The sequence below is a fragment of the Sneathiella chungangensis genome, assembly GCF_009882935.1.
Classification (GTDB): Bacteria; Pseudomonadota; Alphaproteobacteria; order Sneathiellales; family Sneathiellaceae; genus Sneathiella; species Sneathiella chungangensis.
In genome coordinates this window covers 546058-567692 of sequence record NZ_WTVA01000001.1, presented here as the reverse complement: position 1 = coordinate 567692, position 21635 = coordinate 546058, and the positions used below count along the sequence as shown (strand labels likewise).

The 21635-nt window shown below is 57.7% G+C and carries 20 protein-coding genes; 11 read left to right on the top strand and 9 right to left on the bottom strand.

What is annotated here, in order from left to right; genetic code table 11:
* Positions 1 to 123 precede the first annotated feature (123 nt).
* Both GQF03_RS02780 and dksA read left to right on the top strand, forming a co-directional pair.
* Positions 124 to 543 carry a flagellar assembly protein FliX gene (locus GQF03_RS02780; protein ID WP_161337654.1) on the top strand — a complete coding sequence of 140 codons (420 nt, stop codon included), beginning with the start codon at positions 124 to 126 and terminating at the stop codon, positions 541 to 543.
* Between the two features lie 181 nt (positions 544 to 724).
* Positions 725 to 1141, top strand: coding sequence for an RNA polymerase-binding protein DksA (dksA, locus tag GQF03_RS02775; RefSeq protein WP_161337653.1), 417 nt, complete (start codon positions 725 to 727; stop codon positions 1139 to 1141).
* A gap of 72 nt (positions 1142 to 1213) precedes the next feature.
* Here dksA and flgH read toward each other — a convergent pair whose 3' ends face one another.
* Genes flgH through flgF form a run of 4 tightly spaced genes read right to left on the bottom strand, consistent with a single transcriptional unit; the run spans position 1214 to position 4509 of the window.
* Positions 1214 to 1972, bottom strand: a complete 759-nt coding sequence (flgH, locus tag GQF03_RS02770) for a flagellar basal body L-ring protein FlgH (RefSeq protein WP_161337652.1) — start codon at positions 1970 to 1972, stop codon at positions 1214 to 1216.
* A gap of 11 nt (positions 1973 to 1983) precedes the next feature.
* Positions 1984 to 2955, bottom strand: a complete 972-nt coding sequence (gene flgA / locus GQF03_RS02765) for a flagellar basal body P-ring formation chaperone FlgA (RefSeq protein WP_161337651.1) — start codon at positions 2953 to 2955, stop codon at positions 1984 to 1986.
* A gap of 27 nt (positions 2956 to 2982) precedes the next feature.
* Positions 2983 to 3771, bottom strand: a complete 789-nt coding sequence (gene flgG / locus GQF03_RS02760; protein WP_161337650.1) for a flagellar basal-body rod protein FlgG — start codon at positions 3769 to 3771, stop codon at positions 2983 to 2985.
* A 15-nt stretch (positions 3772 to 3786) separates the two neighbouring features.
* The gene (gene flgF / locus GQF03_RS02755) at positions 3787 to 4509 is read right to left on the bottom strand and encodes a flagellar basal-body rod protein FlgF (RefSeq protein WP_161337649.1); all 723 of its coding nucleotides are present in this window, start codon (positions 4507 to 4509) and stop codon (positions 3787 to 3789) included.
* A 50-nt stretch (positions 4510 to 4559) separates the two neighbouring features.
* On the opposite strand from flgF, the gene GQF03_RS02750 reads away from it, so the two are divergent.
* From GQF03_RS02750 to GQF03_RS02715, 8 genes are all read left to right on the top strand, one after another.
* Complete coding sequence (locus GQF03_RS02750) at positions 4560 to 4757, top strand: hypothetical protein (RefSeq protein ID WP_161337648.1); 198 nt, start codon at positions 4560 to 4562, stop codon at positions 4755 to 4757.
* Positions 4758 to 4821: 64 nt separating this feature from the next.
* A complete protein-coding gene (locus tag GQF03_RS02745) occupies positions 4822 to 5349 on the top strand; it encodes a flagellar basal body-associated FliL family protein (RefSeq protein ID WP_161337647.1) in 528 nt (175 codons plus the stop codon).
* An 8-nt stretch (positions 5350 to 5357) separates the two neighbouring features.
* A complete protein-coding gene (fliM, locus tag GQF03_RS02740) occupies positions 5358 to 6494 on the top strand; it encodes a flagellar motor switch protein FliM (protein ID WP_161337646.1) in 1137 nt (378 codons plus the stop codon).
* Between the two features lie 4 nt (positions 6495 to 6498).
* On the top strand, positions 6499 to 6981 hold the full coding sequence (locus tag GQF03_RS02735; protein WP_161337645.1) for a DUF6468 domain-containing protein: 483 nt from the start codon (positions 6499 to 6501) through the stop codon (positions 6979 to 6981).
* A gap of 13 nt (positions 6982 to 6994) precedes the next feature.
* Positions 6995 to 7693 (top strand): MotE family protein, encoded by a 699-nt coding sequence (locus GQF03_RS02730; protein ID WP_161337644.1) that lies wholly within the window; start codon positions 6995 to 6997, stop codon positions 7691 to 7693.
* A gap of 145 nt (positions 7694 to 7838) precedes the next feature.
* Complete coding sequence (locus tag GQF03_RS02725; RefSeq protein WP_161337643.1) at positions 7839 to 8552, top strand: hypothetical protein; 714 nt, start codon at positions 7839 to 7841, stop codon at positions 8550 to 8552.
* Complete coding sequence (locus tag GQF03_RS02720) at positions 8549 to 9271, top strand: OmpA/MotB family protein (protein WP_161337642.1); 723 nt, start codon at positions 8549 to 8551, stop codon at positions 9269 to 9271. Before GQF03_RS02725 ends, GQF03_RS02720 begins: the two co-directional genes overlap by 4 nt.
* A 1-nt stretch (position 9272) precedes the next feature.
* A complete protein-coding gene (locus GQF03_RS02715) occupies positions 9273 to 12962 on the top strand; it encodes a tetratricopeptide repeat protein (protein WP_161337641.1) in 3690 nt (1229 codons plus the stop codon).
* Here GQF03_RS02715 and GQF03_RS02710 read toward each other — a convergent pair.
* The 5 genes from GQF03_RS02710 to pepN form a co-directional block, all read right to left on the bottom strand.
* Positions 12956 to 13960 (bottom strand): threonine ammonia-lyase, encoded by a 1005-nt coding sequence (locus GQF03_RS02710; protein ID WP_161337640.1) that lies wholly within the window; start codon positions 13958 to 13960, stop codon positions 12956 to 12958. The two genes, GQF03_RS02715 and GQF03_RS02710, sit on opposite strands and share 7 nt — an antisense overlap.
* Positions 13935 to 14795, bottom strand: a complete 861-nt coding sequence (locus tag GQF03_RS02705) for an alpha/beta fold hydrolase (RefSeq protein WP_161337639.1) — start codon at positions 14793 to 14795, stop codon at positions 13935 to 13937. Before GQF03_RS02705 ends, GQF03_RS02710 begins: the two co-directional genes overlap by 26 nt.
* Before the next feature lie 19 nt (positions 14796 to 14814).
* Positions 14815 to 15504, bottom strand: coding sequence for a haloacid dehalogenase type II (locus tag GQF03_RS02700; RefSeq protein WP_161337638.1), 690 nt, complete (start codon positions 15502 to 15504; stop codon positions 14815 to 14817).
* Positions 15505 to 15586: 82 nt separating this feature from the next.
* Positions 15587 to 17773 carry a lytic transglycosylase domain-containing protein gene (locus GQF03_RS02695; protein WP_161337637.1) on the bottom strand — a complete coding sequence of 729 codons (2187 nt, stop codon included), beginning with the start codon at positions 17771 to 17773 and terminating at the stop codon, positions 15587 to 15589.
* An 82-nt stretch (positions 17774 to 17855) separates the two neighbouring features.
* Positions 17856 to 20486, bottom strand: a complete 2631-nt coding sequence (gene pepN / locus GQF03_RS02690; RefSeq protein ID WP_161337636.1) for an aminopeptidase N — start codon at positions 20484 to 20486, stop codon at positions 17856 to 17858.
* Between the two features lie 261 nt (positions 20487 to 20747).
* Between pepN and dapA the strand changes: the two genes are divergently transcribed.
* Positions 20748 to 21626 (top strand): 4-hydroxy-tetrahydrodipicolinate synthase, encoded by an 879-nt coding sequence (dapA, locus tag GQF03_RS02685; protein ID WP_161337635.1) that lies wholly within the window; start codon positions 20748 to 20750, stop codon positions 21624 to 21626.
* Positions 21627 to 21635 lie beyond the last annotated feature (9 nt).

Below are 21635 nucleotides of genomic sequence, written 5' to 3'. Positions count from 1 at the left end.
TTGTTGAGGAATATTTTCCGCGCCGAAGGGCAATATCTTCCCCTTGACCGGGAAAGAATGTCCCATGAGAATGGGGCATGACATCGATTGTCATCAAATATGTGACGGGGTAACTGTTGTAAGATGAAAGTGGGCGGACCAGGCCGGACCAGTCCGGCATCGGGCAGTAAAGGCGGCAAAGCGTCGCAAAAATCCGGCGCGAAATTTTCCATAGAAAATGACCCGGTTGAAACGGTGGCCTCCGGTGGCGTTGCCTCGTCGTCTCCCATCAGTTCGATCGAGGCGCTGGTCGCCCTGCAGGGGGTGGATGACGAACAGCCGAAAGACAACCGCCGCGCCGTCGTGAAGGGGGAGGACCTGCTCGAAAAGCTGGAAGCGATCCGCGATGGTCTGCTCACCGGCCGGTTGACGGCGGATAATCTAAAGCAGTTGAAAAACACGCTTTCCGGTTACGATGTGAAGGGCGCCGATCCCGAACTGCAGCAGATTGTCAAGGATATCGAGGTTCGCGCGGCCGTCGAGCTGGCGAAATTCGGCTTCTGACCTGCTTTTTTCTGTCGATTGGCAGATTTCCCGATATCTCATTGAATTTCATTCGACTTTCATAAATATCACGCGATAGCCCATTAGTTTGTTGCTAATGCGTGCGTGATCTTATATTTATTGCCGTTAATTTTTTGGGTGTCGGAAATGCGACACTTGATATGGGAACTGGAGTCGCTTAATGAACGTTCAAATTCCTGAAGATTACAGGCCGTCCGAGGACGAGCCGTTTATGAATCCACGGCAGCAAGAATATTTCCGCGCGAAACTGTTGAAGTGGCGTAGCGAAATTCTTGCGGATGCCAGCCAAACCATTCTGAGCCTGCAGGAAGAGACGGTGAAGGAGCCGGATATCGCTGACCGGGCGTCGACCGAGTCGGAGCGGGCGCTGGAGCTGCGCACCCGTGACCGGCAGCGCAAACTGATTGGCAAGATCGATGCGGCGCTCCGCCGGATAGACGAGGGTCAATATGGCTATTGCGTCGAGACGGGGGAACCGATCTCGCTGAAGCGTCTTGAGGCGCGTCCCGTTGCGACATTGAGCTTGGAAGCCCAGGAACGCCACGAACGGCGCGAGAAGAGCTACCGGGACGACTGATCCTGATCGAGATAAGGAAAGAAAAAGCCGGTTCGCGAGGAACCGGCTTTTTTGTTGGCATATAGGACCCTTTTAGAAGGGGAAGATGATATCGAAGAGCTGCTGGCCGTAGCGTCCCTGCTGGACATCGGTCAGATGGCCCCGGCCGCCATAGGCGATGCGGGCTTCGGCAATCTTCGAGGATTGGACGGTGTTCGACGAGGTGATGTCCTCCGGCCGGACGACGCCGGTCACCGACAGATCGCGGCTTTCGAAATTCACCCGTACTTCCTGACGGCCGACGATCACCATATTGCCGTTCGGCAGGATCTGGGTGACGATGGCGGCAATCTCCATATTGATGGTTTCGTTGCGGTTGACGGCACCGGACCCGCTGACGCTGTGGTCGCTGCCAAGATCGACAAGGGCGCTGGCGCTCGTGCCTTCGGGCAGGACTTTCGTCACTTGGGATTCCAGGCCGAGCAGGCCCGCGAAACCGGCATTTTCAGATGTGGTGCGTGACGTGTCGGTCGAATTGTTCAGCGTCGCCTTGTCCTCGATCTCGACAAGAACGGTTACGATATCGCCGACCTGGTTGGCCCGCTGGTCCTTGAAAAAGGCCTTGGAGCCGGGCCGCCAGAGCGAATTGGCTTGCTGCAATACGGGTTCCGGGCGGGGCATCGGCATTGAGACCGGCTGATAGCCTTTCTGGGCGACCGGGTTCTCGATCTGCGAGAGCGGCGGTTCTTCGCCGATATTGGCAAGCCGGGTGAAGAAGTTGCAGCCGGACAGCGCAACGCCAAGGCCGGCCACCAGAAGGACGCGGGATATGGTATTGAGGCGGGTTGTCATCGGATACTCCTTCAGTTTTCAACAGTATTGGCGGACGCCAGTTGCGGCGGACGGGTGACGATGCGGACTTCCTGCGCGCTGATCACCTGGGCCAGAATTACCTTGCGGCTGTTTATGTTCTCGACGCGGATCACATCCTCTTCGCCGCCGGCCTCCAACGTGCGTCCGGTGACAGAGAGATACATTCCCCCATGCTCAAGAATAACGGAAACGAGCTTGCCTTTCCCGACCAGAACGGGATCGCCGAGATTGCTCATGCTGACCGGCTGGCCCGAGCGAACCGAACGGCGCGGGCTCTTGCCGATCAAAAAGGCGGCATCGGTTACGACCTGGCGGCCGACTTTGCTCGTCCGTTCCGCCATGTAGTCGATATCGCTTTCGCGGATTTCCTCTCCCGCGGGCTTGAAGCGCTTGAGAACCGGGATCATCGTCTGCGGATGAACCTGACCGCTTATGCGGACGCGCTGGCCGTTCTCCGAATGGGCGGGGGCCAGGATTTCCGCGACAAACTGACCGCTTGTCTTGTTAAGATACAGATTTTCGACGGAAACCGTCTGCGGCTCGTTCGCGGCGATCTGGATGTTGAGATTCTGCGTTGCGAGGCTCATCTCGAAAAGTTCCAGCTGCATTTCATATTCCAGGGCGGCGCGCAGCTGCTCATCGATGACCTGCTGCGGAATGCTTGCGCCGAGGCGGCGAACGGTAATCCGGCGGATCGGGGTTGCCGGGCGCCATTCCAGTCCCTTCGACTGAATAAACCGGGCGACAGAGACAGCCTTGAATACGGTCGTTTTGCCCGGGGCCGGGGACGGGGCGATCACCAGATCGGCCTTGTCACCGGCGCCCATGAAAAGATCGCCGAGCGTAATCCGGTCCCCTTCGACCGTGATATCACGGCGGAGGGTGACCGACTCCTCGGCAACGGCGATGCCGGGCGCGGTGAGGGCGACCATCAAGGTTAAAACGAGTGCAATGTATTTCATAGCTGACCCTTTCATACTAGAAAGTGTTTATCGTCCGAGCTGGTTGGTGACGGACATCATTTCATCGGCGGCCGTGATCGTTTTCGAGCACATTTCATAGGCCCGCTGGGCGCTGATAAGCTGGGTGATTTCCTGCACCGCGTTCACGTTGGACATCTCGAGATAGCCCTGACGCAGGGTGCCGAAACCGGTTGATCCCGGAACGCCGATGGTCGGTGCGCCGGAGGCGGTGCTTTCCTTGTAAAGGCTGTCACCGAGCGGCTGCAGGCCTCCCTCGTTGAAGAAAATGGCAAGATCGAGCTGGCCGACGGTCTGAAGGTTGACCTGGCCGTCGATCTGGACCTCGACTTCGCCGCTGGGATTGATGGTAACGCTGGTCGCGTCCTGCGGGATGGTGACGCTCGGGATTACCGTAAAGCCGTCCTGGGTCACGATTTCACCGGACGGGCTCAGCTGGAACGAGCCGGCACGGGTATAGGCTTCTTCGCCGCTCGGCAGCAGGATGCGGAAATATCCCTCACCCTGGATCGCCATGTCGTAGGTGTTGCCAGTGGCCTCTAGGCCGCCCTGGTCGGTGATACGGTAAACCGATGCGGTTTTCACACCGACGCCGATCTGGATACCGGCGGGAACAATGGTCCCTGCATCCGAGGACGCCGCGCCGGCCCGTTCCATGTCCTGATAGAGCAGGTCCTGAAACTCCGCGCGCTGGCGCTTGAAGGCGGTGGTGGTCATGTTGGCGATGTTGTTCGAGATAACATCCACGTTAAGCTGCTGGGCCAACATCCCTGTGGCGGCAATACCGAGAGCTCGCATTATCTTGTTCCTTCTTTACTGTACCGCGGGTAATTCTTCGATGGCTTTGAGCTGCAGGTCATTTTCAGAATCCAGCAACTGCTGAGCCGATTGATAGGCGCGCATGATGTCGATCATTGACGTCATTTCCAGGATGGGATTGACGTTGGACTTCTCCAAAGTGCGCTGCATGACGCTTACGTCAGTGGCCGGCTGGGGACGAAAATCCTCCGCATCATAGAGGCCGTTGCCGATCTGCTTGAGAACCTGCTGGTTCTCAAACTGAACCATGCCGATCTTCTGTGTCTGGCCCGGTGCCGTTGTAATCGTGCCGTCCGGGGCGACGGTGACTTCCTGGAACTGGACGTCGACCATGATCTTGCGGTTGTTCTCATCGAGAAGCGCCTGGTTGTTGATGGTGACGATATAGCCATCGTTATCAAGGCGGAAGCTGCCGTTCCGCGTGTAGCGGATGCCCTCGGGCGTCTCGATCGAGAAATAACCGGCGCCGCTGATCGCGAGATCAAGCGGACGGCCCGTGTGGGTAAATTCACCTTCCCGCAAATCACGATAGCTGCCGTAATCCTGAACGAAGGAGACGTCTTCCTGGTTCAGGCGTTCGACCAGAAACTCCTCGAACAGCGGATGCTCGCTCTTGAAGGCGGTCGTATTGACGTTGGCAAGGTTGTTTGCGGTCATGTCAAGGCGCCGCTTCAACGCCATTTGCTGTGACAATCCGATAAAAACTGCGTTTTCCATATCTCTGCCCTTCTGGCACAAATTGATCTGCCCTTACTTACGCAAAGGCCATGCCAGAAAAAATACTCAATAAAAACAATGATTTGAGTTTATCGGGAGGAAGGATGCGCGGCAAACCGGGGCGCAATTCCGACCGGGGGCGGCAATTTTTTCCCATTCTGATCGGCGAGATGAGCGGCATTTCGCGAAATTCCCCAAAAAAACGCGCCTTTATGCAAATGATCTTAACAATCTCAACTTCTTGTTAACCAAAGCCGCCTACTCTGTAGCCAGTTAACGAATGTCGAGATCGTCGAAGGTACGAAACGAACAATGGCTGACGAGATAGATGATGAGGCGTTGGACGCCGAGCAGGACGAGGACGGCGAGCCGAAAAAGCGAAAGAAACTGAGCGGTAAGGTTCTGGTTCTTTTCATTTTGCTTCCCCTGTTGATTATTGGCGGTGGCGCCGGTGGCGCCTATTACGCCGGCGTATTCGACACGCCGGAGCCGACGGAGGAGGAAATCGCCGCTAAAGCCGCCGAGATGAACAAGAAGGTCGTCTTCTATGATCTTCCGGAAATGCTGGTTAATCTGAACTCCAGTACATCATCGAGCAGTTTCCTGAAACTCGGCGTATCGCTGGAACTTGCGGACGAGGCGGCGATTGCCGATCTCGAACTGCTGATCCCGCGGATCATGGACAACTTCCAGGTATATCTTCGCGAACTTCGCAAGGAAGACCTGAACGGATCCCAGGGCGTCTTCCGCCTCAAGGAAGAGCTGCTGATGCGGATCAACAACTCGGCGACCCCGGTTAAGGTCAACGACGTCTTGTTTAAAGAATTGCTGGTGCAATAGGTAGGTTTATGGCTGATCTGGACGACGAAATGGATATGGCGGCCGCGATGGCCGCCGAAGAAGACGGGGAAATGGACATGGCCGCCGCCATGGCCGCCGAGGGTGGCGATGACGAAATGGCCGCGGCGATGACGGATGCGGACGGCGGCGATACAGCTTCCTCTGCCGCTGCCATGACCGGTCACAGCACCCGCGTCCTCAACCAGGATGAAATCGACAGCCTCCTCGGCTTCGATATGGACGGCGACGGCGGCGGCGAAAATTCCGGCATCAAGGCCATCATCAACTCGGCGCTGGTCAATTATGAACGTCTTCCGATGCTGGAGGTCGTCTTTGACCGGCTGGTGCGCATGATGACGACGTCACTGCGCAATTTCACCTCCGATAATGTCGAGGTCAGCCTGGACAACATTACATCGATCCGCTTCGGTGATTATCTCAATTCCATTCCGCTGCCGGCGATCCTGAGCGTGTTCCGCGCCGAGGAATGGGACAATTTCGGCCTGATCATGGTCGAAAGCTCCCTGATTTACTCGATTGTTGACGTTCTGCTCGGCGGCCGCCGGGGAACGGCGGCTATGCGGATCGAGGGACGGCCCTATACGACCATCGAGCGCAACCTCGTCGAGCGGATGGTTTCTGTTGTTCTCAACGACATGACCGGCGCTTTCGAGCCGCTGAGCCCGGTCAATTTCCGCCATGAGCGCATCGAGACAAACCCGCGTTTTGCGACCATCGCGCGCCCCGCCAATGCGGCGATTTTGATCAAGCTCCGGATCGATATGGAAGATCGGGGCGGACGCCTTGAAATGCTCCTTCCCTACGCGACGCTGGAGCCGGTCCGCGAACTTCTTCTGCAGATGTTCATGGGCGAAAAATTCGGGCGCGACAGCATTTGGGAAAACCATCTGGCAACCGAACTCTGGTCGACCGAGGTCGATATCCAGGCGGTCCTCGATGAAAAGCAGATGTCGCTCAATGATGTTTTGAAACTGGAAATCGGCGATACGATCATGTTCAACGCCTCGCCGAGCAGCCCGACGGTACTCCGCTGCGGCGGGATATCGATGGTGTCGGGAAAAATGGGCCGATCCGGTCAGAATATTGCCGTGAAGGTCGATAAATCACTGCGAACGCTGGGTTAAAATAATGCTGGATTCTCTACCACTTGATTTTCTGCTGAACCTGTTTCTCGTCGGGCTGTTGCTGGCGACGATCGGCTATTGCGCACTGTTGAACAAGCGCCTGTCCAACATGCGCGATGCCCATACGGAACTCCGGCAATTGACGGAGGAATTCGACAAGGCACTCCTGCGGTCCAAATCAGGTGTCGATGAGCTTAAAAACCTGGCGGCGACCACCGGCAAGCAGTTTCGCGATGAAATCAAGCAGGCGAAGGATCTGATCGAGGAATTGCAACTGATCAATGCCTCCAGCACGCGGATCGCCGATCGTCTCCAGAAAGGGGTCGAATCAACCGCGAAACGCGAGGTGACAGGGGTCTATGACGATGATCCGGCGGGGCTTTTCGATGATGAGGAAATCACCCTTGACAGCCGGTCCGAGGAACCCAAGAAATTCCGCACCGAAGCGGAAAAAGAACTTTTTGAAATGCTGACCAAAGCGACGTGAGGCGGGACCTTCCATGATGAAACATATTCGCATTTTGCCCGTAACGGTCTTTGCGCTGATCCTGATCTTCGGGCTCAAGCTGAGCGCGGTCTGGACGGACGCCCAGGGCGTTCTTTTCGACGTCCGGCTCGCCGAGGTTCAGGCAAGCGAGAAGGAAGAGGAAAAGCCCGCCGAAGCGGCGGCGCCCGCAGCGGAAGAAATGGTTTCCGCGGTTGCGACGGAAAAGCCCGCCGATCCGGTGAACGAGACAAGGGTTGCGGCAACGGATCCCACCGGCGTGCGGCAATTCTCCAAGAGTGAGATCGAAGTGCTGGAGCGTCTGGTCGAGCGCCGGGCCGAACTTGACCGGCGCGGTGAAGAACTCGATATGCGCGATAACCTGCTGAAAGCGACGGAATCGCGCATCGATGAAAAAATCACCAAATTGAAGGAGATGGAGACCACTCTTAATTCTCTGCTCAAGCTTCACGACGAGCAGGAAAAGGCCCAGATGGAGAGCCTGGTCAAGATCTACGAGAAGATGAAACCGAAGGATGCGGCGCGGATCTTCAACGATCTCGAAATGGATATCCTCATCGATGTTGCAAGTAGCATCAAGGAAGCCAAAATGGCGGCAATCCTGGCCGCAATGAACAGCAGCCGCGCCAACAAGCTGACCGTTGAACTGGCAACACGCCGGCAGCTTCCAGGTGTGGAAGACGACAAGAGCTGATCGCCATCGGCAATTGACTCCGGCTCTTGCCTGTCCGCCAGAAATCGCCTCCGTCATTTACCGCCGGTTAACCATTGCCGGGTAAAATTTGCCTAGCTTGAATGCGATGCGATACGGCGTCTTGGGAAGGGTAAGCAGGTAAATTGTGAACGGTACGGATAATCACAATAATTCGGAGATAGATTTTATCGAGCCGATGCTGGAGCCGGTGCGGGAGAAGAACGCAAATTCGGTCGTTTTTGTCTCGCTCTATCTGCTGCTGCTCGCCTTTTTCATTTTCCTTCATTCCATTTCGGTGATGCAGGAAGACCGCATTCGCACCGTGCTTGGCAGTGTCAATATCGCCTTTAACGGCCTGTCGCGGGATACCCCCGCCGACCGGCAGAAGAAACTTTCCGGCGAAGAGCAGGGCACGCAGGCCTTTCACGCGAAGCTCAAGAACGTGTTCGAGACGGCGGTCCCCCTCGTTGAATCGCGGGTGACCAGGGGCGGGACGCGCCTGCAGTTTTCCGTGCCGATCCGCCAGCTTTTCGCCTATCGCAGCCTTGAGCTGCGCGACAGCCTTGGATCCTTTATTGAAGATGTCGCGGCGACGCTGATTTTGCGAAACCGCAATATTGCGACGGACCTTGAAATCATGATCGGCACCGGGCTCAACCTCCCGGGACTCGAGGAGATGCCGACGGACCTGGCGCCGCAGCGGGTAAGTTATCTTGCACAAACTCTTATGGATAAGGGCGTGCCGTCACGGAATATCTCCATCGGCATGGCGGCCGGTGACGCCGGGCTGATCCATTTCAGCTTCTTCCTGCGTCCGACGCTTGAATTCCAGTTCCGGCCGGAGACGCGTCAGAAATGAATTTCCTGTTTCCGAAAAGCGACAAGCCGCAGGATTTCAGCAATGTCTGGATGACATCGCTCGCGGACTTGCTCGCGCTGCTGCTGGCGTTCTTCGTCCTGCTCTTCTCGATGAGCGAGATCAAGGTCGATCGCTGGCAGACCCTGACCGAGACGTTCGGCAACAAGATGAGTGACATAACCGATCTCGTCACCAAGACGGGCGAGGCGGAAAAGAACATGGCCATGATCACCGAGCCGAAAGCCATTGATCTGTCCTATCTGGAGCACATTCTCAACGGCAAGAAGGAACAGAGCCCGCTGCTGGCGAATGTCGAGATTTTCCGCGCTGAGGAGCGTCTTGTGATCTCGCTTGCGGGGTGGGACTTCTTCAGGCCCGGCACCGAGAAGGAAGGCGGAGAAGTTGCCGAAGTGATTGATATGATTGGCAATACCCTCCGTCATATCAGTAACAGGGTCGAGGTTTACGGCCATACCGATCCCGATCCCATCACGTCACCGACGGCGAAGTATCCGAATAACTGGGCGCTTTCAATGGCGCGCGCGCTGTCGGTTGCGACTGAATTGAAGCATTCCGGATATATCTATCCGATCCGGGTGTTCGGCATGGCGGATTCCCGTTTCGGCGAGCTGATTTACGTGGACGACAAGGATAGAAAATTTGCGCTGGCACGACGCGTGGACATCGTCGTGCGCGAAGCTGAGGGTCGAGGACAGTAACATGAACCGCGTATCGAGTATGTCAATCAAACACCGGATCGGCCAGTTTCTACTGGCGGGGATTCTGGTCATTGCCTGTCTCTGGGCGGAGGCGATGGCGGCCGTGCCCGTAAAGGTGACGGCGGCGGACACGGGGAATGTCGGCCGCTTGACCTTTGGCTGGGACAAGGCACCGGAATTCAGCACCGAACTTGAAGACGGCTACCTCTATATCCGCTTTACAACGCCATTTGACGCGGATCTCGCTGTGGCCTCAGCGGAACTTCGGAACTATGTCGGCCCCGGCGAATTTTTGGAGGGGCGTCAATCCGTTCGCTTTCCGTTAAAAGGGGAGGTGCGTCTCGCCTCGAAAAATGACGGCAATCTGGTCATCGTGGAGCTTGAAAAGCCGGCCGCGGGACAGACCGGCACGGCGTCGGATGCCTCTGTCCGCGTGCGTCTGCGGGCGGGTGATCACAAGGATTTCAGCCGCCTCGTCTTCGACTGGCCGACCGCGAACACGGGCTATAGCAGCCGCGTCGTTGAGGACAGGCTCGAAATCACGTTCGATGGCCGCGCCGAGATTAACGTGAAGGCGATCAACAATGATCCGCTCAATTTCGCGAAATCCGTTTCGCTGAGTGCATCGGGCGATAAAACGCAGGTGACGGTCCGGCTTGCGCCCGGCAGCGCGGCGACCAGCTTCCGCAATGAGAAAAGTATCGTCTTCGATATTCGCAAAGGGCCGGAGAAAGTTACCATCGCCGAGGCGCAACCAGATCCCGAACCCGAAACCAAACCGGTGAAGACGCCGGCGGTGAAGACAGTGCCCGAGGCGGTTGCCCGGGCCCCGGAACCGGTCGCGCCGGTGGTGACGGCCAAAGCGGAACCTGTGGCGACCAAGGCCTCTCCGGATGAGCCTGTCGCGACATCCAAAGGACCCGTGATTGAGCTGCCGGTTGTCAATCTGAATGACAAAAAAGCGACCGTTGCACCGGCTAAAAAGCCGACGGAGAAAACGGAAGAAAAGATAGAGATCGCGCGGGAAAAGGCGTCTCCGCAACCAATTGCCTCCTCCGGTGTCGTCGAAATGGCGACCCCGCAAGAAGATGACCGGCTGGGATATATTTCGCCCGCGTCGGGATCAGCGATTGCGCCCATTGGCCCGACTATCGTCCTCGACCCGCCCGCGGAGAAAGAGGAAATTGCCGCTGTCGAGCCGGAAAAGCCCGAGCCGATCGTCATCAAGGACGCCGGCGAGGAGCCGGTCGCGAAAGTCGAGCAGCCGAAAGTCGTCGCCAAACAGATGGAGGCGCCGCAGATCGCGCAGCTCAAGGTCAAGATCGCCAACCTGAAGGATGGTTTCCGCCTGATCTTCCCCTGGGATGAGCCGGCCGCGATGGCGATGTTCGAATCCGGCGGTGCCCATTGGGTCATTTTCGACCGTCCCGCCGAGGCGGATTTCAGCAATCTTTCCGGACCCTACAAGTTCCTCGTCTCCAGCGCGCGCCAGTTGGCCGATCAAAAGGCGACGCTCCTGCGGTTTAACTTCCGCGAAGGCTATGCGCCCAAGGTTGATAAGGTCAATGAGGAATGGTTCATCGATTTTACCCTCGACGCGAGGCCCGTCGTAACGCATCCGCTGGGCGTCCAGACACAGGGAATTTCGGCCTCCGAGTTCCGCGCCTTCATTCCGGCGGTTCATAACGGCCGGGAGGTCCGCTTCTTGGATCCGGAGTCGCAGGAAGAACTGGTGGCCATGCCGCTCACCGCGGCTGGCTACGGCATTCCGGAGGTGCGTGTCTTCAACGGCATCACCATCCTGCCGACGGTGCAGGGTGTCGCCCTCAGGTCATCGGCGGGCGAGATCCGCATCGGCCGGGAGCAGAACGGCTTCGCGGTAACGGCGATTTCCAACGAATATGCCGCGCCGCAGGAGCCGAAGGAAGTTCCGAAAAAGCCGGGCGAAGAAATTTATCCGACTCCTTCCATCGAAAAGGCGCAGCTTGTCCGCCTCGCGGAATGGCGGCAGGTAAATCCTGTTCTTTTCACGATCCGCAAGCAGGAGCTGCAAAATGCCATTGCGACCGCCGAGAAGAAGGATCAGCGCAAGGCTAAGATGACCCTCGCGAAATTCTTTGTCGGACAGAAATACTATGCCGAGGCGCTTGGCGTGTTGGCGGAGCTCATCCGCCGCTATCCGAAGATCGAGAAAGACAAGGAATACCGCCTGCTGATGGGGCTGGCCGAACTCGGTCAGCACCATTATGACGCGGCGGCCCTCCATCTGTATGACGAGGGTTTCGAAGGCGATGTCGAAGTCGCCCCCTGGCGCGGCATGATCTCCGCCGGTCTTGGCGACTGGGAGCGCGCGGCGCAGGAACTTAATTATTCCGCACCGGCCTTCACTGTCTTTGAAAAGGAATGGGCCGATCATTTCCGCCTGTTGCGGGCGCGGGCGGCGCTCGAAAATGTCGATGTTAATCTGGCAAAACAGGTTCTGGACGAGGTCAAGACGCCTGACTTGCCGTCGCAAAAGGCCGAGAAATCCTATCTCGAAGGCGTGCTGGCGCTACAACTCAGCGATTTTCCGACGGCGGCGGCGAAATTTACCGATGCGATCAAGGTCGGATACCGCCCGATCACGGAAAAGGCCCGCTTCGACAAGATCAATGTCGATCTAGTCGCAAAACTGATCACGCCGGAACAGGCAATCGCCGAGATTGAGAAACTCGATTTTGCCTGGCGCGGCGACGAACTTGAGGTCGAGGTGCAGAAGCGCCTTGGTGATTTGTATGTCGCCACCGGCCAGATCGGCAACGGACTGGAAACCTATAAGCGGATCGTCCGGCATTTCCCGGAGTCGCCCTATTCGCGGATTCTTGGTCGCAAGATGAACGATCTGTTCGCCGAGCTGTTCCTGGAGGGCGGCGCCGATAACCTGCCGCCGGTCAAGGCGCTTGCCATTTATTACCAGTACCGTGAACTGACCCCCGTCGGGGATCGCGGCGACAAGATGATCCAGATCCTGGCGGACCGCCTGACACGTGTCGATCTGCTTGAACAGGCGGCGCAGCTCCTTGAGCATCAGGTCAGCTTCCGCCTGAAGGGCGCGGAGAAGGCCGCCGCGGGAACCAAGCTCGCCATTGTTCATCTATGGAACGACAAGCCGGAAGAAGCGCTGCGCGCGCTCTATGATACGCGCTGGCGCCAGCTTTCGCCCGAAGCCAAGAAAGAGCGCCTGCATATCGAGGCGCGGGCGCAGGCGGGCCTTCAGCATTACAAGGAAGCGCTGGCGCTGATCGAGAGTGATCGCAGCCTTGAGGCAGATGAGCTGCGCGCTGAAATTCACTGGAAATCGAGGAACTGGGCGCAGGCGATCCCGGCGATCGAGAAACTGATCGGCAATGGCGGCAACAGCAACGGCGCGGATTTCGAGCGGCTCGACCGGCAGCGGATCATGCAGCTCGCCGTCGCGCTCAATCTTTCCGACGACAAGCGCGGCATTCGCCAGCTGCGCGATAAATACCGTGAAAAGATGGAAGGGACCGTCGATCAGGCGGCGTTTGATTTGATTACGGAACAGAATGATCCTTCCGAAACCGAATTCCGCGAACGCGCGACGGTGATCGCGAAGGTCGGTCAGCTCGAATCCTTCATGGCCGGATATCGGGAGAAACTGGAGAACGGGCAGTTCTGGGCGACCTACTGATCGCCCTCGTTGAGGATGCGGGCGTAAAGCGCGGGATCGACATTGCCTCCGGACGCGACCGCAACCAGCGTTTTACCCTGGATATCAACCTTCTTGCTCAACAAGGCGGCGAGTGCGACGGCGCCACCCGGTTCGATCACGCATTTGAAATAGTGAAAGGCCGCGCGCATCGCCGATTTGGTCTCTTCCTCCGTGACGACGAGCCCGCCGGAGAGGGTCATCTTGTTGACGGCGAAGGTTATTTTCCCCGGTGTCGGCGTCACGATGGCATCGCAAATGCTGTGATGTCCCTCGGCATTGGCGACGGGCTTGCCCGCCGCGAGGGAGCGGCTGGTGTCATCAAAGAATTCCGGTTCCGCCGCATAGATTTTTGTCCGGGAGCTTAATTCCCGAAGGGCGAGGGAAGTGCCGGCAATCAGCCCGCCGCCGCCGGCCGGGGTGACGCATATGTCGGCGCGGGCGCCGTGATCCTTCACCTGTTCAGCAATTTCTATGCCCACGGTTCCCTGACCGGAAATAACGAAGTAATTGTCGTAAGGCTTGACGAGGGTCAGGTTTTTCTCCCGCGCGATTTTCTCGCCGATCTCTTCGCGCGACTGGTGGTAGCGGTCATAGGTGACGACCGTCGCACCATAGCCGCGCGTATTGTCGAGCTTGATCTGCGGTGAATCCTCCGGCATCAGGATGGTTGCCGGGATGCCGAGAAGTTTCGCCGACAGGGCTACGCCCTGTGCATGGTTGCCGCTGGAATAGGCGATAACGCCGGCGGCCTTTTGCGACGAAGAGAGGCGGCTCAGGGTGTTGTAGGCGCCGCGGAATTTGAAGGATCCCGTATGCTGAAGCGTCTCACATTTGAGAAACAGCCGGGCCCCCAGCTTTTCATTGAGCGCGAGGGATTCCAGCAGCGGCGTGCGCACGGCAATGCCGCGAAGCTGCGCGGCGGCGTCGCGGATCGACTGGTATGACGGGGTTTTATCGAACTCGAGCAATGAAATCATCCAATACGGCAAGGGCTTCGGGCTCATTGAGAAGCGGCACATGGCCCCGGTTGTTGAGCACCAGCGTTTGCAAATTCGGGTTTTCCGTCTTCATCCGTTCGAACACGGCGGCGCTCAGAACGTCGGAAAGGGCGCCGCGTATGGCCAGCGTCGGCACATCGGCAAGCGCCTTGAAAAATGGCCAGAGGTCAACCTGCTCGCTGGAATTGATCTGCTCCGCCAGCGCCTTTCCAAGCGCCAGATCGTAGTTGAGGCGGTAGTTCTTCGCCGCGTCATCATAAACGAAGGTGGTTTTCGCCTGGCCTATCCAGTCCGCGTCCGGCATATCGGGATAGGCGCCGCCATAAATTTCCTTTTGCTTTGCGGCGGCGGCCTCGAGCGTCGCGAAACGGGCATCCTTGCCGACATAATCGAGGATGCGGCTGCTTCCCGCGCTGTCAACCTCCGGCCCGACATCATTCAGAACCGCGCCCGCGATGAAATTCTTGGCAAGTCCTGCCATCGCCATGGTCAGCAGGCCGCCGAGCGACGTTCCGACAAACAGCGCCTTCTCAATATTTTTCTGGGTAAAGAAGGCAAAAATATCGCCAAGATAGACCTGCGGATTGTAGTTCTTGTAATCCTTGTCATAGTCGGATTTGCCGCGTCCGCGATAGTCGAGCGCATAGACCTTGCGCTCTTTCGAATAGCGTTCCGCGACGTCATGAAAATCAAGGGAAGACCGGGTGAGGCCCGAAAGGCAAATGATAGGGCAGGCGCTCTCGCCCGATCCATATTCCCTGTAATATAGTTTCAGGCCATCCTGAGACAGGTAATGATTTTCACTGAACGACATGGGTGAAGGGTGTCCTTATTCAAACGGCGCCGACTATGGCGGGTAACTCATCGAGGGTGCGGATCTGTGCGTCCGGCGTTTCGGGCAGCCGTTCGTCCGCCTGGCCGAAGCGGTTGCACCAGATAACGTTAAATCCGAACGCCTTGGCGGAATAGGCATCCCAGCCGTTCGACGACTGAAAGGAAATCTCAGACGGAGAGACATCGAGCCTGTCTACCGCCAGCTGATAGACGGACGGGTCCGGCTTGTAGATACCAACCTCTTCAATCGAGTAAATCCCGTCGAGAAGGGAGGCGATGCCGGCATTTTCGACGGCGGCATCGAGCATTTCCGGCGTGCCGTTGGAAAGGATCGCGCATTTCATGCCGGCGCGTTTCAGCGTCTGCAATGTTGCCTTTACTTCGGGATAGGCCGAAAGCGTGAGATAGAGGTTCATCAGCCGTTCGCGCAGCGCCGGGTCGGCCATTTTTGCGCTGGCAATCGCGAAGTCGAGGGCATCGCCGGTCACTTCCCAGAAATCCGCATGACGCCGTTGCAGGCTGCGAAGCCAGGTATATTGAAGCTGTTTCATGCGCCAGATTTCGGCAATTTCCTGCCATTTATCCCCGAGCGCCTGCTGTTCGGCGCGGGCCGCGGCATTGACATCGAACAATGTGCCATAGGCGTCAAACACGCAGGCCTTGATATGTTCAAGCTTTACGGTTGCCATGTGTCATTCTTTCCTTAAGAAAGCGCGCCTTCCCGAATGTTGGATATCTGGCGCGGCAATGCAAGTAAAGAATTGGCCGCGCTTATCGCGTTGCGCTGCCGCGGTTGATGTCAAAGCTGATCCTCAAGGTGCTGCCCTCGTCGCGGGCCAGCCGTTCACGGTAGACCTGCAAATTCTCGATGACCCGCTGGACATAATTCCGGGTTTCCGAGAAGGGAATGAACTCGATCCAGTCGATCATGTCGATATCGCCGGAGCGGGGGTCGCCCCATTCCCTGAGCCAGCGTTTGACATTGGAGGGTCCGGCATTATAGGCAGCGATGGCCAGCACGTAGGAGCCGCCGAACTCGTCGATCAGGCTGGCGAGATAGGCGCTGCCGAGCATCGCGTTATAGGATGGATCGGCGGTCAACAGGGTGGGCGAGTAGTTCAGGTTGAGCCGGCGGGAGACGGCCTTGGCGGTTCCCGGCATCAACTGCATCAGACCCCGCGCGCCGGCCCAGGAGACCGCATCGGCGGCGAACGCGCTTTCCTGGCGGGTGATGGCGAGCATCAGCGCCGGTTCAATGGGCGGATTCTTGATCGCGAGCGTCGGCGTCGGCCAGTTGATCTCGGTCAGTTCGGTCCCGAGCTGCGACGCGCGTTTGGCGACGGCAATCGCATAATCCGGCCGCCCGATCTTGTTCGCCAGCTCCGCAACCGCCACGTAATCCGCTTCACTTTTCGCCTTTTCGGCCATTTCCAGCAGGAAGGGCTTTGTCCATTTCGGCGCGCCGATTTCGGTGAGAAGGCGGACGATCAGAACCTGCTCATCACTGCCCACATCGGCGCTTACAAGACTTTTTGCCAGCGTGATTTGCGGAATTGCCGGGAGTTTCCGCTGCCCGAGTTCATGCAGCGCCATCTGCCCGTAATAGGTCGTGTAATATTGCGTCGCGACCTTGTACCAGTATTCCGCCATAACCCTGTCGCCGAGGGATTCTTTCGCCCGAGCAATCCAGTAGGCGCCGCGGGCACGGCTGATCGGGTAGCTGACATTTTCATACAGGCGCGTGAAATGCCGAAGTGCCGCGTCGCCATCTTCCAGGAAGCGGAGGGTGATCCAGCCGGACAGCCATTCCGCGGCGGCGAAATCCTCGCCCTCAGTGAGGCCATGGCGGCTCGCCAGATTATAGGCGTCTGTAATATGCCCCATCGCCAGCAGCTTGCGGGCCTGCACATGTCGTTCGGGCCACCATTTATCGGCGCGCGGAACGGTGTCGTCCACTTCGAAGAGCAGTTCACGTGATTCTTCATCGAGGGCCTTGCGGCGGCGCCATTTCGCCCGTTCGAATATCAGCCCTGGATCATCGCGGAGTTCGGCTGGCACGGCGCGGATGGCCTGATCGACATTCCCTTTTCGCGTCATCAGCCGGATCCGGGCGATCGCCAGTTTCTTGTAGCCCTCGCTCACGAAGCGGAACATGCGCTTCGCGGCCTCGGTTTCCCGCTCCCACAGCAGATGGTCGAGGCGTTGTTCGTGATCCGCCTTGCTCAACAGGCCGCTGTAGTTTTTCAGTATCTCTTTCTCGATGTCCTTACGGAATTCGCCGACATGCCAGGCGCGGCGGATCCAGTTGGCGCCCTCGGCGGCCCTTCCCGAAGCGATCAGCGCCTCGCCATAGCGATACATACCGATGCCCGTGATCGGCTCATTGCCAGCGAACCAGTCAAGCAGCCTTTCGGCGGCGACGGGCTCATCAAGCGCCTGTTCAGCGCGACGGCGCAAGGTACCCAAACCCGGCCAGTCCGGATTTTCTTCGATGAAGCGGGAAATCTGGTCGAAACTCGCAAAATTCCGATAGGCGCTCATATAGCGCCATTCGATTACCTTCGCCGGCAGCTTGTATTTAGCCCGACCGGCGATTTCCATCGCCTGGCTCCACTGGCTCTTGTCAGCGAGCGCAAAGGCCTCCCGGTAAAGCTTCAGGTCCCGCGCATCGACCAGGCCGGTTGCCAGCGGATGCGGCGGCAACTCCGTGCCGACGGGGCGTTTCTGCGGAATCGGGGGAAGATCGGCGTTCAGCAGGGCAAGCTCGACGAGATCGGGTTTGGCGATAGGAAGTGGAACGCTCTCTCCGTCCGCCGCATCAAACTCGGTCGGTGTTTCCCGGCTCATGGTGGCGGCATCGGGATTTTGCATCGCGACCGGTTTGCCCGCCGCCGACAGAGACGACGAGATAAGCATTGTCCCGGTTATTAGCGCCACATAGGTGAACTCTTTTCGCATTACCCCGACCGATCACTCAAATGAAATTAAAAGCTGCTCCTCAATCTGATATCGCTTCGCGTCATATTATCAGATAATTTGGCTAATTATGCAGGCTTTTATTTGCCATTTCGTAAACATGATCTGATAAATCCGGCAATTTGAGGATTTTTTCGAGTTCTGCCGTCATCAGGCCCTGCCGTTCGGCGTCATACCGCCGCCATTGCCCGAGCGGCGCGACGAGGCGGGCGGCGATCTGCGGGTTGGTCTTGTTAAGCGCCGCAATCACGCCCGACAGGATGCGATAGCCTTCGCCGCTTCTCTCATGGAAATAGACCGGGTTGCCGGAGGCAAATGCACCGATCAGGGAGCGCATCCGGTTCGGGTTGCGAAGGGTAAAGGCGGGGTGATCCATCAGCGCCTTGACGTCGGCAATTGTGCTCGCGCGTACTGCCATGGCCTGCAGCATGAACCATTTGTCGATGACGAGCGCATCTTTCTGCCATTTATCGTAATAATCCGCGAACAGGGCCTCGCGGACGGGATGCGTAATGTCCTTAAGCCCGGAAAGTGCGGCGACGCTGTCGGTCATGTTATCGCTGGCGCGGTATTGCCTGTCAGCGAGGCCGACATAGTCTTCCTTTCCCGTCGCGATCAGATAGGTGAGCGCCGTGTTCTTGAGCTTGCGGCTGCTGCTTTCCGGCTGGTTCGCGGGCGCGGCCGCGCAGCTGCATTCGTCGTAGAGCCGCCGCCATTCTTCCTCGAACCGGAGGCCGATCTGGCGTCTTGCCCCTTCGCGGACCTTGTGGATGGCATCGACATCGACGACCGGCATTTTCTGTGCGATATCCTGCTCGCCGGGGAGAGTAAGCGCGGCGGCAGTAAAGGCGCGATCGAGATCCTTGTCGGCGAGAATATCGGCAAACGCCTCCATGAACGCCTCGGGAAGGGCGGCGGTTTCGTCTTGTTTCTCGATCTGTTTCAGGATGATGTTATTCGCAAGGCGCTGGCCCGCATCCCAGCGGTTGAAAAGGTCCTCGTCCTTGGCGAAGAAGAAAGCGAGATCGCGATCGTCCATTTGCTGGTTGATCTTTATCGGCGCGGAAAAGCCACGGAAGAGCGAGGCGCGCGGAGGCGACTTTAGACCCGCGAAGGTGAAGGTCTCCCGCTTTTTCGTGAGATCGAAAACGCCGCTGTTCTTGCCTTTGAACGGCCCCTCCGTAAAGGCTATCGCTTTGCCATTCTCGTCGAGAAGCCCCATCCGGAGCGGGATATGGAGCGGCTTGAAATCGGCACCGGCCTTGGCGTTACTCTGCTGGAGAGTGAGCTTGTAAGTACCTGTTTTCTCGTCAAATTTTTCATTGACCGTAATTTCAGGCGTGCCCGGCGTTACATACCAGCGGCGGAACTGGGTGAGGTCCACGCCGGAGCCACCCTCAAGCGCCGAGACGAATTCCTCGGTCGTCACCGCCTGTCCGTCATGGCGCTCAAAATAGAGGTCCATGCCTTTTCGGAACTTCTCCTCGCCGAGAAGGGTATGGATCATGCGGATCACCTCCGCGCCTTTTTCATAGACGGTGGCGGTGTAGAAATTGTTGATCTCGACATAGCTTTGCGGCTGGATCGGATGGGCGAGGGGGCCGGCATCCTCCGGGAACTGGGCGGCGCGCAGGCGCTGCACATCGCCAATACGCTGCACGGCCGCGGAGTTCATATCCGCCGAAAACTGCTGGTCGCGAAAGACGGTCAACCCTTCCTTCAGGGTAAGCTGGAACCAGTCGCGGCAGGTGATGCGGTTGCCCGTCCAGTTATGGAAATATTCATGGGCGATAACGCTCTCGATCCCGTCGAAATCGGCATCCGTCGCGGTCTCCGGGGAGGCCAGCACATATTTCGAGTTGAAGACATTGAGGCCCTTGTTCTCCATCGCGCCCATGTTGAAATCGCTGACGGCGACGATCATGAAGATATCGAGATCATACTCACGGCCATATTTCTCCTCGTCCCATTTCATGGATTTTTTCAGCGAGGTCATGGCGTGACCGCATTTATCCTCATTGCCCTTTTCAACAAAGATCCGGAGCTTGATGTCCCGGCCCGAGCGGGTGGTAAAGCTGTCCTCGACCATTGCGAGATCCCCGGCGACAAGCGCGAAGAGATAGGCGGGTTTGGGATGCGGGTCATGCCAGGTCACGGATTTGCGACCGTCGGAGAGAATTTTCTCCGCCGTCAGGTTGCCGTTCGAGAGCATGACAGGGTATCGCGTCGCGTCGCCGATAATGGTTGTCGTGAAGACGGCCATGACATCCGGCCGGTCGAGATAATAGGTGATGCGCCGAAAGCCCTGCGCCTCGCACTGGGTGCAGAAATTGCCGCTTGATTTGTACAGTCCTTCAAGCGCCGTATTCTCCTGCGGCTTGATCCGGGTCTTGATGTCGAGGTGAAAACCGTCCGTTTTCGCCGGTATGTTCAGCGTGAGATGCTTGCCGTCGACCTCATACTCTGCCGCTTCGAGCGTCCGCCCATCCATGGCAACGGAAACAAGTTCGAGATATTCACCGTTGAGGCTCAGTTTCTTCGCCGCGGCGTTGTTGCGCGCGAGATCGAGGCGGGAGGTGACGATCGTATCCGCCTCCCCGAGTTCGACGGTCAAATCCACCGTCTTGATCAGGAAATCGGGCTCTTTATAATCTTTGAGGTAAATCGTGGCATGCGCGGCGGGAGACTTGGACAAGGGGGACACCTTTTACAAAAATGAGAACAGTCTAAATGTAACCCCGATATTGGTATGATCAAGTGCGATCCACCCTGCTTTGTTGCCGTAAATCGTCATTATGGGTCCGGTCTGCCCGGGATTTATGCAGTTACCGCTTGCCATGCGCGGCATCATGCCTATAAATCATGCGTTTGCCGCAGGTGAAAATAAGGGTCTTTTGAAAGCAGGCCCATCGCATGCCAGGCGGAAACGGAAAACCAACTTATCGAGGATATTGTCATGTTTAGAGGATCGATCACAGCGCTTGTCACTCCCTTTGATGGAGAGCGCGTGGATGAAAAATCGTTTCAATCCTTCTGTGACTGGCAAATAAAATCCGGAACGAAAGCGCTTGTCCCCGTCGGGACGACCGGCGAGTCCCCGACCCTGAGCCATCCCGAGCATGACCGCGTGGTCGAGCTCTGCATCGAGGCGGCGGCAGGACGCGTGCCGGTTATGGCGGGCGCGGGTTCGAACAATACGGCGGAGGCTATCCGCCTTGCCAAGCATGCGAAAAAGGCCGGCGCCGATGCGGTGCTTGTCGCCATGCCCTATTATAATAAGCCGACCCAGGAAGGTATGTTCGCGCATTATAAGGCGATCAACGACGCGGTGGATATTCCGATTTATATCTACAATATCCCGGGCCGTTCCGTCGTCGATATGACGCCGGAGACGATGGGCCGCCTTGCCAAACTGGCAAATATCGTCGGCGTCAAGGATGCGACCGGCGATGTTTCCCGCGCGGCGCTTCAGCGCATTCACTGCGGCGAGGATTTTATCCAGCTGTGCGGTGATGACCCGATTGCGCTTGGCTATAACGCGCAAGGCGGTTGCGGCTGCATTTCCGTAACCTCCAATGTCGCGCCGGCGCTGGTCTCGGAGATGCAGGAAGCAAGCCTTGCGGGCGAAAGCGAAAAGGCGCTTGAGCTTCAGGACCGACTGATCCGGCTGCACAAGGCGCTCTTCATCGAGGCAAGCCCGGCACCGACGAAATACGCCCTGTCCCTGCTTGGCAAATGCAAACCCGATGTGCGCCTGCCCATCATCCCCGTGTTCCGCGACGAGTCCAAGCGCGAGATAGAGGCCGCCATGCGCGACGCGGGTGTCCTGAACTAGATAGAGTGG